This window comes from Herbinix luporum (assembly GCF_900070325.1).
Lineage (GTDB): Bacteria > Bacillota > Clostridia > Lachnospirales > Lachnospiraceae > Mobilitalea > Mobilitalea luporum.
In genome coordinates this window covers 1,496,382-1,510,128 of sequence record NZ_LN879430.1, presented here as the reverse complement: position 1 = coordinate 1,510,128, position 13,747 = coordinate 1,496,382, and the positions used below count along the sequence as shown (strand labels likewise).

Below are 13,747 nucleotides of genomic sequence, written 5' to 3'. Positions count from 1 at the left end.
AAAACGACAATTAGTGAATCGAATATATAATAAAAAATTATAGATTAGATATTAAATAAAGATCATACAAAATGGACTTACTCAGTCGCGGCTTATAGAAGCAATCGGAACTATAGGAAGCTTGTAAAAAGCATCTTATAGTCTATGGTTTAACTTATCTATGTGCAGATGAATTTAAGTCGTGATGTGATTTCTATTTGAAAGGATGGATAAATTATGTCAAAGGAAAATGCTATCCTTGATGAAGAAAAGCTATATGAGGATTTGACGGAACCATTTGACTTTGATGAGTTAGAAAGAAAACTTCAAGATCAATTGGAAGAGGAACTTGCAGATATGCAATTCCTAGCCGAAGAGAAAGAAAAAGTTGGAAGTCCGGATAACCTTGGTAATGTTATTATGGATGTTGTGTGGGAACAGTTTTTGAATCAAATTGCTGTTACTGCAGGTGAGGATTTTATCAAAGAAAATAATGGACTTCACCTTGACTTAAGGGATGAAGCTCATATTCAAACAGCAGAGAATTTTGCTAAAGGTAAAATTGCAACTCACAATTACATGAGTAGAGAGCAACTAGAACAAAATTATGATAGATACACTAATACTTCTCATAAAGAATTTCGAAAAAAATATGTAGATCCTGGTATGGATGCAACATTGAAAAGGGCTGGAGATTTAAAAAAAGAGGGTATAGATACTGTTAAAGATATTTATACTGGCAGACAAATTCCAACTGAAACCAAATTAGATAATGGCAAGAACAATCCTAAAGCAGCTCAAAGAGAGCATGTTAAGTCTTCTGCTGAGTTATATAGCGATCCATCACTTCAAATGGCTAACAGTAACCAAGAATTAGCTGACATTATTAACAATCCTGAAAATTTACAAGGATATACTACAGCAGAGCGAAACAATAGAAAAAGTGATAATTCAGCCAATGAAATGAGCAAACAGGATAAGAACAAACACTGGGAAAAGGCAAACAAAAGAGCCGAAGAGTTTGTTGAGCAAAAGAAAAAAGAGGGTGAAGAACGACTTAAGAAAGAAGGCCGTAAAACACAAAAAGAAGAAGCGTTCCGAATTGGTGGAAAGGCTCTACGAGCTGTTATTATGCAGTTTTTGGCTGAACTGGTTAAAGAGATTGTGGCTAAGTTAGTTAAGTGGTTTAAGTCTGCTAATAAAGCTTTGAAAACCTTGTTGGATAGTCTGAAAGAAGCTATTCATTCTTTTATCCATAAAATGAAAACACATTTGATTAATGCGGGAAATACCGTATTTTCTACTGTTGCTACTGCTATTATTGGTCCTATTTTTGGAACAATTAAAAAGGTTTGGATGATGCTGAAACAAGGATGGAAATCTCTTAAAGAGGCAGTAACATATATCAAGAGTCCAGAAAACAAGAGCAAACCAATTGGTAGATTGTTACTTGAAACAGGAAAAATTGTTATAGCCGGATTAACCGGTGTTGGAGCCTTAGTTCTCGGAGAGGTTATAGAAAAAGGGCTTATGACAATTCCAATCTTTGCGTTTGAGATTCCGCTACTTGGCAGTTTAGCTAACATTTTGGGGATTTTCTTTGGTGCCGTAGTTTCGGGTATAATCGGTGCCATAGCAATTAATCTCATTGAAAAGCAAATCGAAAATAGTATGAAAAGAGAAATTGTGAATGCTCAAATACAAAAAGGTAACGAGATACTAAATCTTCAACATCAAGTCCAAATGGTTAGCGAAACAAAGCTAGAACATACAAAATATATAGTTGCACATGATATACACAACCGCCATGTTGAGGCTGCTAATATGATGGCTGATTCTATAAAAAATATTAGAGCAAATTGTGCAATTGACGAAAGTGTTAAAAATACATTCGATGATATTGATAAACTATTTAATGAATGGAAGGACTAATGATATGAAAAAAGCTTTATACATAATGGGTGCAGGCCTTATTATTGGTAGTGCTGCAGCTATATACTTATTAAACAAAAAGAAGAAAGAATATAATATGGGTCATAAGTATAAAGATCTGGATAAAGAACAATCCATCAAAGTTGACGCTCCTTTGGTCAAGGTCGTGTCTAACCAGGAAGAACCTGTGTATGAAGAATTTAAAAGTTCAGCTATTGAGAATATGTATTACAGACATGAGAATGCTGCTACCATTATTAGAGATTCAGTTAAAGCAATACGTGAAAATGTGAAGGTATATGATAAGATCGATAACGAGATAGATGAAGTTTCTACCGAATTAGATAAAATGATTAGTGAGGATTAAAGATGAACGAATTGGTTATACAGCGTCATGATTTTGAAAACGCCAAGAAAGAAATAAAAAAGTTTTCAGAACAAACTACAACGGAATTAAACCTTAAAATGGTCGATAACTCCAAGGGAGTAGGCGAGTTTTTTGGGGATTTGCTTTTTGGTCGTGGTATCGGATTGAACCATAAGGTTACAGGCGAAGAACTGAATGAATTAACCTCACAAATCCAAACTCATTTACACAGTATAAATAATACCCAGATTAAATTAATCAAAGAGTTTGGACAGGTATATAGTGCACTAGAAGCTTTGGACAAGGATTATATTCAGGCGATTTTAGTTTCTATCAAGGCAACCGAAGAAACAAGCCAAAGTATTAAGGAAACGCAGGGGCAAATCAAAAAAATAGTTGAAAACCAAAGAAAGACACTTGAAGAACTGAAAAAATTTAAACATAAATTGGATAGTTATAGTCATCTTAGTGATATTGATAAAATATGGAGTGATAGTCAAAAATGGTTTAAGGAGATAAGCACTCTTTCTAAGTCTGTAGAGTGTGTTATTGAAAGCAGTAAAGAGAGTGCCCAGAAAGCTGACGCAGTAAAAGTTGCGTTAACAACAGCCGAAAAGAAAATCGAGACTTTGTCTATGCAGTCAAGTGATTTTATTGAAAAATTAGAAGGGTTGGACCGGGCAGATAAAATCTACTCAGGCAAATTAGATGAATTAGTGGAGACTGTTGGTAGGATTACTGAACGTATCGATTTAAATGTGGATGACATCAATAGTTTGAAGGATTATAAAGAAAAATTAAGCGGAATCTCCCATCTAGAAGAAGTTGATAGCATATGGAAAGAAGTTAAAGAACATACATCTCAGCTTACTGCAAGTGAAAAAAGGGATGAAGGACTTGCTATTGCAATTGAGAAAAATAAGGAAGAGGTAGATGAGAAAATTGCAGATACGGTGCAGACAACTAATGCTGCAGTTGAATCTTTGTCAAAAAGGATAAAGTATGCGTATTTAATTGCCGGGGGTTCTGCAGGACTGGCAATTATTGAGCTAATTCTACTTCTCATGAGGGTAATATGATGGACAAGTACGGTCAAGCATTAATAAATAATGCATCTAAAATGGATGCCCTTACAGATGCTTGTGGCGAGATAACTAAATTGGCAACTGCAATTGTGGAAGAAAATAGTAAAGCAGCTACTATTGCAATTCTTAAAAAAATTTCTGAAGCTATTGATAATAAGAAGTACAAAATTGAGGTTAAACGGGCTGCACAGGTTGTTAATTCCAGTTTGATTGAATTCTATGGTTATTCAACCATACAAGGCATTTGTAAGCCAACTGAGGAAGTAGACGATGATACAAGAACACTTCAAGACTTGTTGGATGAACTGAATGATCTAGTAGGCTTAGAAAAAGTAAAGAATAAAGTCCAAGATTTAATTGTGTATCAAAAGGTTCAGATGATGCGTAGGGAGAAAAATCTTCATTCCGCAAAAAGCACATTGCATCTTGCCTTTACTGGAAATCCCGGAACAGGAAAAACAACGGTAGCCAGAATTGTAGGAAGAATTTACAAGCAAATAGGATTACTTTCAAAAGGGCATTTTGTTGAAGTTTCGAGAACAGATTTAATTGCCGGATATCAAGGACAGACTGCACTCAAGGTGAAAAAAGTAATCGAAAAAGCTAAAGGCGGTGTTCTGTTTATCGATGAAGCCTACAGTATCACAGAAAATGATCATTCTGACTCTTATGGTAGAGAATGTTTGACAGAACTGACGAAGGCCTTGGAGGACTACAGAGAGGATCTGGTTGTGATTGTTGCAGGATACACGGAGCCTATGAATAAATTTTTCGAGTCCAATCCAGGGTTAAAATCTCGATTCAATACATTTATAGAATTTGATGACTATAGCCCATATGAACTGGATAAGATATTGATTTCTATATGTAAAAAAAATGATTATATTTTGGATAACGAAGCAAAAGAAAAAATCCATTTGTATTTCGAGCAGCAGACAGCATCGAAGGATAAAAATTTCGCAAATGGTAGGTTGGTTAGAAATCTGTATGATGATTTGGTTATGAATCATGCAAGACGAGTGATAAATGCCAGGAATCCAGGGAGTGAGGAACTATCTACTATTAAAGCTGAAGACTTTATATTTTAGGCTTGAAATCAATGGTTCCCATACTGTAGATACTAATAACACATGGATGTAAACCTTACAAATTGCAATTGAAAATATGAGACTAGTATATGAATTAATGTGCATTGGCGTATCTTTTTTATTTGATACGTCAATTTTTTATTATTTTATTTAGTAATCTACTTTATAATATTAATAATCACTAATCTGAATCTACAAGACACCGTAGATAAATGTGCAACTAAGTTATAAATAGGAGGTTATATAAGTGAGAAAAAGATAACACTTTACGATGATTAAATAAACATTGAAATCAAATCAGGTATTGAAATAAGAATAGATGAGTAATGTTAAGAACACCCGTAGCTCTGAAGTGAGTTACGGGTGTTCTTTCAATGTCTATGCCAATGTAAAATTTTCTGATATTACTTAACATCTTTATATGATTTGATTACAGATAGAATTAGGACAATAGTTATAATTATATAAGAAAATGAAAAAACAAACTATCTTGATAATTCTAGGAGGAATTGAAAGTGTTTGAATTTTTAAAAAGAGATAATAGAAAACTTATAAATGTAAATGAACTGGATAACCTTATTGGTAAGATCGAATTAATAGATATAAGAGAAACTTATGAGTATAACAGTGGATCAATAAAGACAGCAAAAAATACACCTATGGGTTTTTGTGTAAATAAATAGTATAAATGATATCAGTGTGTAGGAATATGATGTAATATTGATTAGTAAAATAAATAGGTATATAATGGTATTAACTAATAAGACATTAATATTTATCTCACGTCATTTATTCGTTATTAGAATAATATAATCCAATTTAATTGAGCAATTCATTGAAAAAGTAAAACTAGCTATACCAGAATTACTATTTTTGAACAAAGTAGAAACTAGAAACACTATATCTCTATGCTTTATGATACGATGTGAATATGAATTGTGGAGATAGTTGAAATGTTAATATGCGTTGCTTGTGGCAACGGGTAGAAATAGATAAAATTGCAGTAACAACTTTAAGAAAGGAAGTTATTGCATTTTAGTCCTCTTCTGACTCTGAATGTAATAAGAGAAAAAGATGCTACTTTTTAAATGTTATTTCAAAAGAAAATCTACCTTATGTATTATTTTACTAATATTTATTGCAAATTATATGACCTTTATCGGAATTCGTTCACTTTTGTCGACATATCAAGGGTATTGTGAAATGAGCAGTTTGGTCCATGAAGGAACCTATATTGCCAATCTTAATCCGAAAAATGATTATAGCTTTGCCAATATTACAGAATCCGATGTTCAGCAAATCTTTAATTATTTGGACAGAAATTTTGATTTTGCATTATATATTGACGGAAATCTAATTACCTTGCCGGATTGTGATATAGAAGTATCAGTAAACTACCTTAATGAAGAATATTATAAATTATTCCCGCTTGAGTTAGAACAAGGGATAAAACTGAGTTTTGATTACAAGCTGAATGATGATGAAATACCTGTTTTGATAGGGACAGGCTTAAGTAAAACTTATCCTTTGGGCTCAACTATTTCTATTTCAGACCCTGCAATGGGAAGAAATATTACGCTTAAGGTCGTAGGAATCCTAAAGAAAAATGCCTTTCATTCAAATTATTACATGCCCAACTGGAAAAACTACTATAATTTCTCGATTTTTGTTCCTGTAAATCAGATCTTTATTGAAAATGCCAATGTTGATTTTCATATTAATTCCATCATGAATTTAATAGTTCTTCATACTACTGTAGAAAAAACAGAAACCTTAAGTGATATTCTTTTAGAAAATCTCGGGTTACAGTTTAAATTTTACAGTCAGCAAGAGAATTACGAGCACTTTGAGAATGATTATTTGAAGTCTATTATTATCCAATTTATTAGTGCTTTAGTATTGTATGCAATAACCATATGGATTGCTAATCGGAATATTTTAAAAGGGAATCGATTACTGCTGAATAATCTATCATCTAGTATTTCGGAAAATGTTAATAGTGTGAAGATAAGAAAATCTGGATATATATATTTAAAACTAATATTTCTATTAGGCCTGCTTGGGGTTTTTATCTTCACTGCCTATGAAAGATTTAGTTATTGGGTAAAGAAGGATACTCTTGTGGCAGCATATGGTTTCTTGGGACTTACTGATATAGATTGGGGATCTTGGTTAACAGTATTATTTATTGATATGCTAATCGGAGTACTTATCGTTGAAACTGCAAGTAAACATTTTCTAAATTTAATCTCAAAACAGGAATATTAATGTGGTTGGCTCAAGCAACAAAACCAAATATATTCGTGTTTATTATAGAAGGGAGTTTTTCTAGTGTTAAATGAAAATATAAAAGCAATCAGAAAATCAAAAGGACTTTCTCAGGAAGAACTTGCAGTCAAACTGAATGTGGTAAGGCAAACAATTTCTAAATGGGAGCAGGGATTATCGGTTCCGGATTCGGATTTGTTGATTTCTATGTCAGAGGTGCTCGAAACGCCAGTTAGTGTTTTGCTTGGAGAAAATATTGTGGAGCAGAAGGCTGATGAGTTAAAGGTTATTTCTGAAAAACTTGAGGTTATTAACCTACAATTAGCTCAAAGGAAGGAAATGAAAAGAAGACTAGTTCATTGGCTTTTTATTGTACTGTGTGCTGTAATAATAATAATTGCTGTAGCACTGATTGCTTCTAGTAGCCCTTACTTAGGATGGAACTATAGTGACCCAGAAACTGCAGTAGTAGGAGCAACTTATCATGCTTTTGAATGGTTGTTTTTCAGAATAGCAGCTATTATTCTAGTTGGTGGGATTGTAGGAATAATCTTGACAGGGAAGAAAAATTTATGACTTAAACCGTTATCAAAAAATTGTTACAAGCGCAGTGAAGTTATAATTATTAATAAACTTGGAAGGTCTGCAAAATAATAAAGGAGAGATTTGATGGTTTATTTGTGTGGAGATATACATGGAGTATTAGATGTACAAAAAATAGTTGATTTTTTTGAGGCGGAAGAAGAAAAGGTCCATCCTAATGAAGATAGGTTTCTTATTATATTAGGAGATACATCTATATGCTGGGATAATGGGAGTTATGACAAAAAGGTAAGAGCCATACTTTCTGAACTGCCGGTGTCGGCAGTGTTGTTTATAGATGGTAATCATGAGAATTTTGATATATTGGAGGAATTTCCATTAGTGGAATGGAACGGCGGTTTGGTTCATGAGATAGACTCAGGTATAATTCACTTAATAAGAGGCCAGGTATATGTAGTCTGAAAAGAAAGCAGAACTGGCACATTGTAAAGAAGGATGAGAAAAAGCTTATCACATCACTTGGAACTGTCAGCTTTGAAAAGACCTTATTGGATTAATAAAGGAGCACAAGAAGAAAACAAGGAGAAAACAAGGAGATTTGTTGGAAGGCGTATTGTAGACCCTGCAACAGCAACTATGAAGTTAAGTGTTTATGATGTATCTGGGATAACTGTTATACCAGACTCGACAAATTCAATAATTGTAACGGAACCGGAGGATGTACCGGATCAACCATGGGACTATAGAAAGGCGAATTCTGAAAGATACGGCAGTAAATTCATAACTGAGGTGGTAAATCTTGGAGCAAGTCAATCGGTTGGAGCAAGTAAGAGAGGTAATAGGAACATTATTCCCATAACCGGCGGTACGGTGACTGGAAGTATAACAGCAAAAATTATAGCGGCAGGTGCTGATTATCAGAATCTATCTTCTCCTATGACGATTGATGCCAGATATCTTTGGGAAACTAATGACGGAGAAATTATTATTGTTAGAAACGGCGGTCAATTTGGTTCTCTTGTACCTACATTTGAAGTAAATGTAAACAGTAAATATTCATACCTGAACCAAAAGTTATATTTAAGTTCAAATCCGACTATGGGGGCAGGTAATTTTACTATTACATTTTATGAAAGTACAAAGTGATAAGGATTTTGATAATAGGACATGATAAATACATTAAAACAAGGAAAAATAGTAAATATATAAAGATAAATGATAGAATAGAACATATAATGACTAAAGCAGGCAACTATTTACAAACTATATTGTATAAATATGTAAGTTGTAGTATAATATAGGTATTAGAATTAAACTCCCCAGGTTACGGTTATATTTACCTAATATTGTGGCTAGAAGGTCAAAAATATAAAAGGAGGAAAAAGGATATGAAGCAAAAAAAATTTATGAGTGTATTGGACAGGAAAATAGTACATCTCTTGTTAATTGTAGCAATCATACTTGCACAGCCGTTTATATTTGCACGGCCAATCGGTGTAAGGGCAGCTGAAACGCTTCCAGCTACACCACCATCTGGATATGACAGAGTGAATTACGGCAACCCACAGGGTCAGGTCAGTTATATTACTTATTACTCCACAGCTACAAACAGCCAGCGAAGAGCGAGAATTTATTTGCCTCCCGGATATTCAACAAATGAAAAGTATAGCGTCATGTATTTATTACACGGTATTGGTGGTAATGAGGACGAATGGTATAATAACGGTGCACCAAATGTAATCCTTGATAATCTTATTGCTGCCGGAAAAATTGACCCCTTTATCCTTGTACTTCCCAATGGAAATGCATCCGGTAACGGAGTAGCAGACGGATGGGAGAATTTCACAAAAGATTTAATTAATAGTCTTATTCCCTATGTTGAATCTAACTATTCTGTTAAAACTGACAGCCAACATCGTGCCCTTGCCGGTCTTTCAATGGGAGGCGGACAAACCTTTAACATTGGACTGACCAATTTGGACATATTCCCATATATAGGAGCATTTTCTGCAGCACCGAATACATATTCAACATCTAGATTGTTTCCTGATAACGGTGCAGCTGCAAAAAGTAAATTAAAATTATTATTTATTTCATGCGGAACTAACGACAATCTAATAAGTTTTGGAGCAGGAGTTCACAACTTCTGTAATTCCCAAGGTATTCCCCATCACTATTGGCTTATCCAGGGAGGGGGACACGATTGGAATGTATGGAAGCAAAGTTTCTGGAATTTTGCACAAATGGCTTGTGCAGCAGGATTTACTGACAATAAATCACAAGAACCCTCAAAACCTTTATCAGCCTTTGAAAAGATTGAAGCAGAGAAATTCAGTAGCCAGTCCGGAATTGAAACGGAAGCCTGCACAGATACAGGGGGCGGATATAATATAGGCTATATCCATAATGGGGATTATGCAGTTTACAAAGATATAGATTTCGATACCGGTGCTGCAAGCTTTAAGGCCAGAGTAGCAAGTGACACAAGTGGTGGTACTATTGAGCTTAGGTTAGATAGTCCTACCGGTAAGCTAATCGGAAGTGTTTCCGTTCCCGGAACCGGAGGTTGGCAAAACTGGAGGGATGTAACATGCAGTGTCAACGGTGCTACCGGTAAACATGATTTATATTTGGTATTTACAGGAGGCAGTGGTTATTTATTTAATATAAACTATTTTATATTCAGCAAATCATCTTCTGAAACCGGAGGAGGTAATAATGGAGGCGGAAACGTATCAAATCCGAATCCAAATCCTAATCCAACATGGTATGTAGATGAAAGAGTTATCCGCCATGGTGAATGTAGACCGTATGATTATTATGGGGCAAAAGATCCTACCATTGTCTATTATGGTGGTAAATATCATGTTTTTTACACAGGAGCCAATCAAAGTGGTGGATGGCAGATGCTTTATACATCTGCAACAACACTTGATGGATTAAAAAATGCCCCTCGAACATATATGAGCAAAATAGGGGAAGCATATTTTTGTGCTCCGGAAGTGTTTTATTTCGAACCTCATGGGCTATGGTACCTGGTATATCAGGATGGTACTTATGGGGCTGCATATGCTACAACAAGCAATATCTCTGATCCTAACTCCTGGTCAGGACCGAAATCTTTTGGTATATCAGGTAATATGGGCTGGGATTACTATATCATATGTGACGATAAATATGCTTATATGTATAATTCCCCAGATGATGGCTCAGGTAAGGTGTATTTGCGTAAGACAACATTGGATAAATTCCCCCATGGATGGAGTGCTCCTGAGGTCGCTCTAAATGATACCTTCGAAGGTGCAGAAGTATACAAATCCCTGGCAGATGGAAAGTATTATCTGTTAGTTGAAGACATGAAAGATGGAAGATATTACGAATTATGGACATCGTCAAGCGCAGGAGGACCATGGAAACAGGTTGCAGAAAAATGGGCATGGCGAGGTAATCTGAAATACAATGCAGATAAGTGGACTACCCATGTTTCCCATGGGGAACTTATTCGTGCAGGATATAATCAAAAATTAGAAATCAATGATATTAATAAAGTTGAATTTCTTATTCAAGGAACAACAGACATATCAGGTCCCTATCAGCAGATTAACTGGGATATTGGAATTATCAGAAATTATGACAAAGACAAACAAGAAACACCTAAATCAGCATTTTCAAAGATTGAGGCGGAAAACTATGATAGTCAGTCCGGAATTGAAACGGAAGCCTGCACAGATACAGGTGGCGGAAATAATATAGGCTATATTGAAAATAGGGATTATGTGGTTTACAAAGATATAGATTTCGATTACGGTGCTGCAAGCTTTAAGGCCAGAGTTGCAAGTGAAACTAATGGTGGTACCATTGAGCTTAGATTAGATAGTCCTACCGGTAAGCTAATTGGTAATGTTTCAGTTCCCGGAACCGGAGGTTGGCAAAACTGGAGAGATGTAACATGCAGTGTCAGCGGTGCTACCGGTAAACATGACTTATATTTAGTATTTACAGGAGGCAGTGGTTATTTATTTAACGTGAATTATTTCACATTCAGTAAATCCTCTCCTGTAGCCTTAAGAGAACTAAGCGGAGCCGGAAGTGGTAATAATTCATTAGTCTATTCTTTAATGAATATGTATTTTCTTAATGCCATGAAATATTTCTGGTAGTTTTAAAGATTTGAGTTCGGATAAAGATATTGATGTACTTAATCTTTCCGCTCTAAAGAAATGATTATTAAAAATAGTAATCTTTGAGCCCTTCATATGTAGCATATGAAGATGTATATTAGAGTCAACTTATTATTGCAATAAGTTGACTCTCTATTTTTGTAGGCATATCTTCATTAAGTTTACAAATAAAATGAAACTGGCAAAGCTTGTGCAGCTTAAATTGTTGCTTAAAAAAATTATAATGGAAGAAAATACTATATGTTAATTTATTGACAATGATTAAATTCAATGATAGTATAGTGCAGCAAATTCTCATTAAAATTATCATTTATTAACTAGGAGGAAGAAAAATTTGAGCTTTAAAAAACAAAAAATGTTAATCATAACATTGGCAATCATGATGATTTTTTCATTTATTGGATGCAGTAAAAAAGAACAATCTGTGAAAGATCCATCAGCATTATTCAAGGCTGGTACTTACACAACTGAAGTAGATGGATATGTAGGCAAGATTAAGGCAGAAATCACATTTACAGATAATGAAATAGCAGAAATAAAGATACTAGAAAACTCAGAGACAAATGGAATTGGAAGCATTGCTATTGAACAACTTCCTGCCGATATTGTAAAATATCAATCCTTAGGTGTTGACTCTATAAGTGGAGCTACAATAACTTCTAAGGCAATAATCGAAGCTGTTTCTAAAGCAGTAGAAGAAGCCGGTGGGGATGTAAAATCCCTAAAAGAAGTTGCCATAAAAAAGACCGAAGGTGAAGCTATAATAAAGGAAACTGATGTAGTAGTAGTTGGAGGCGGTGGAGCAGGCCTTGCAGCTGCAGTTGCAGCAGCTGATAATGGTGCTAAAGTAATTTTAGTTGAAAAAACTGCTGCTTTGGGTGGAAATACTGTTAGAGCTGGAGGACCGTATAACGCTGTTGATCCAGAAAGACAAGCAAAAGTACAACCTGCTGATGAAGCAAGTATGAAAAAGGCATGGGAATTAACAAAAGAAGAACCCAAAAATGAGCGCCATGCTGAATTAATGAAAGAATTAAAAGCTGATTTGGAAGCTTATGAAAAAGGATCAATAGATAGTTTATTCGATTCCCTTGCACTTCATAAATTACAAACTTATGCCGGTGGTGATTATGCCGGAAAGTTAGAGTTTGTTGAAAAATTAGTTGATGAATCTTTAGTAACCAGCCAATGGATGGCAGGTAATGGAGTACAATGGACAGATGAAATCACAACAGTACCAGGTGGATTATGGCCAAGAGCTCACTTGCCAATTAATTCTGCCGGATACGATTATATCAAAGCTAATGAAGATACAGCTAGAAAGCTAGGAGTTGAAATTTTACTAAATTCTCCGGCTACGGAATTGATAATAGAAAATGGAACTGTAGTTGGAATCAAAGGTGAATCTAACGGCCAAGAGATGGAGATTAGAGCTAAAGTAGTAATACTTGCTACAGGTGGATTTGCTGCAAACGTAGAAATGAGACAAGAATATGTGCCTTCATTGACTGAAAATTTACCTACAACAAACAGTCCGGCTATAGTAGGTGATGGTATAAAGATGGCGGAAGCTGCTGGGGCTAATCTTATTGGTATGGAATACATCCAATCTCTACCACTTGGAAATCCTAAAGACGGCTCTCTAAATGGCTGGATTGGCGGAGCAGGTGTAGAATATTATTATCAGGTAAATCAAGAAGGTAAGAGATTTATGGCAGAGGATGGACGTAGAGATACAATGACAAATGCTCTACTGGCTCAAACAAATGCCATGTCCTATGTAATTTCTTGTGCAAACAACGAAGTTGATCTTAATGAATCAGGCCTAAATATATGGGGCGATGACGTAGAAAAATTAGTAGAAGATGGTGTGGTCTTTAGAGCTGACACTATTGAAGAATTAGCAGAGCAAATAGGAATTGATCCTCAAGTTCTTAAAGAAACCCATGATACATTTAATAGTTATGTAGAAGCAGGATATGATGCTGATTTTGGACGTACACTTTTTGGAAAACCTATAGATAAAGCACCGTTCTATGCTTCACCACGTGTTCCGACAGTACATCATACTATGGGTGGTCTTGAAATTGACTTAGAAACTCATGTATTGGATAATAACGGTGAGAGAATACCTGGCCTTTTAGCAGCAGGTGAGGTAACAGGAGGAATCCACGGAACTAATCGTTTAGGTGGTAATGCACTTGTAGATATTCATGTATTTGGAAAAACTGCAGGAGAAGAAGCTGCTAGAATTGTAAAAGAAGCAAATTAAGGAAGTATTATATATTATTCGAATTCTATTGT

11 protein-coding genes are annotated in these 13,747 nt (G+C 34.9%); all 11 read left to right on the top strand.

Going from position 1 to position 13,747, the window contains the following annotated elements:
* Nucleotides 1–216 precede the first annotated feature (216 nt).
* The 11 genes from SD1D_RS06985 to SD1D_RS06935 all read left to right on the top strand — a co-directional run bounded on the left by SD1D_RS06985 (nt 217) and on the right by SD1D_RS06935 (nt 13,715).
* A complete protein-coding gene (locus tag SD1D_RS06985) occupies nt 217–1,911 on the top strand; it encodes an AI-2E family transporter (protein ID WP_058258271.1) in 1,695 nt (564 codons plus the stop codon).
* A gap of 4 nt (nt 1,912–1,915) precedes the next feature.
* Complete coding sequence (locus tag SD1D_RS06980; protein ID WP_058258270.1) at nt 1,916–2,278, top strand: hypothetical protein; 363 nt, start codon at nt 1,916–1,918, stop codon at nt 2,276–2,278.
* 2 nt (nt 2,279–2,280) lie between these two features.
* The gene (locus SD1D_RS06975; protein ID WP_058258269.1) at nt 2,281–3,357 is read left to right on the top strand and encodes a coiled-coil domain-containing protein; all 1,077 of its coding nucleotides are present in this window, start codon (nt 2,281–2,283) and stop codon (nt 3,355–3,357) included.
* A complete protein-coding gene (locus SD1D_RS06970; RefSeq protein WP_197687592.1) occupies nt 3,354–4,451 on the top strand; it encodes an AAA family ATPase in 1,098 nt (365 codons plus the stop codon). Before SD1D_RS06975 ends, SD1D_RS06970 begins: the two co-directional genes overlap by 4 nt.
* A 515-nt stretch (nt 4,452–4,966) precedes the next feature.
* Nucleotides 4,967–5,134, top strand: a complete 168-nt coding sequence (locus SD1D_RS06965; protein ID WP_330398659.1) for a rhodanese-like domain-containing protein — start codon at nt 4,967–4,969, stop codon at nt 5,132–5,134.
* Between the two features lie 391 nt (nt 5,135–5,525).
* Nucleotides 5,526–6,719: an ABC transporter permease gene (locus tag SD1D_RS06960; RefSeq protein ID WP_058258268.1), complete on the top strand. Its 1,194-nt coding sequence runs from the start codon at nt 5,526–5,528 to the stop codon at nt 6,717–6,719.
* 63 nt (nt 6,720–6,782) lie between these two features.
* Complete coding sequence (locus tag SD1D_RS06955) at nt 6,783–7,295, top strand: helix-turn-helix domain-containing protein (protein ID WP_058258267.1); 513 nt, start codon at nt 6,783–6,785, stop codon at nt 7,293–7,295.
* 93 nt (nt 7,296–7,388) lie between these two features.
* On the top strand, nt 7,389–7,724 hold the full coding sequence (locus SD1D_RS06950) for a metallophosphoesterase (protein WP_058258266.1): 336 nt from the start codon (nt 7,389–7,391) through the stop codon (nt 7,722–7,724).
* A gap of 33 nt (nt 7,725–7,757) precedes the next feature.
* Nucleotides 7,758–8,408 carry a DUF3237 domain-containing protein gene (locus tag SD1D_RS06945; RefSeq protein ID WP_242955197.1) on the top strand — a complete coding sequence of 217 codons (651 nt, stop codon included), beginning with the start codon at nt 7,758–7,760 and terminating at the stop codon, nt 8,406–8,408.
* A 242-nt stretch (nt 8,409–8,650) separates the two neighbouring features.
* A complete protein-coding gene (locus SD1D_RS12425) occupies nt 8,651–11,422 on the top strand; it encodes a non-reducing end alpha-L-arabinofuranosidase family hydrolase (RefSeq protein ID WP_242955196.1) in 2,772 nt (923 codons plus the stop codon).
* A gap of 355 nt (nt 11,423–11,777) precedes the next feature.
* The gene (locus tag SD1D_RS06935) at nt 11,778–13,715 is read left to right on the top strand and encodes a flavocytochrome c (RefSeq protein WP_058258265.1); all 1,938 of its coding nucleotides are present in this window, start codon (nt 11,778–11,780) and stop codon (nt 13,713–13,715) included.
* The last annotated feature ends 32 nt before the right edge of the window (nt 13,716–13,747 follow it).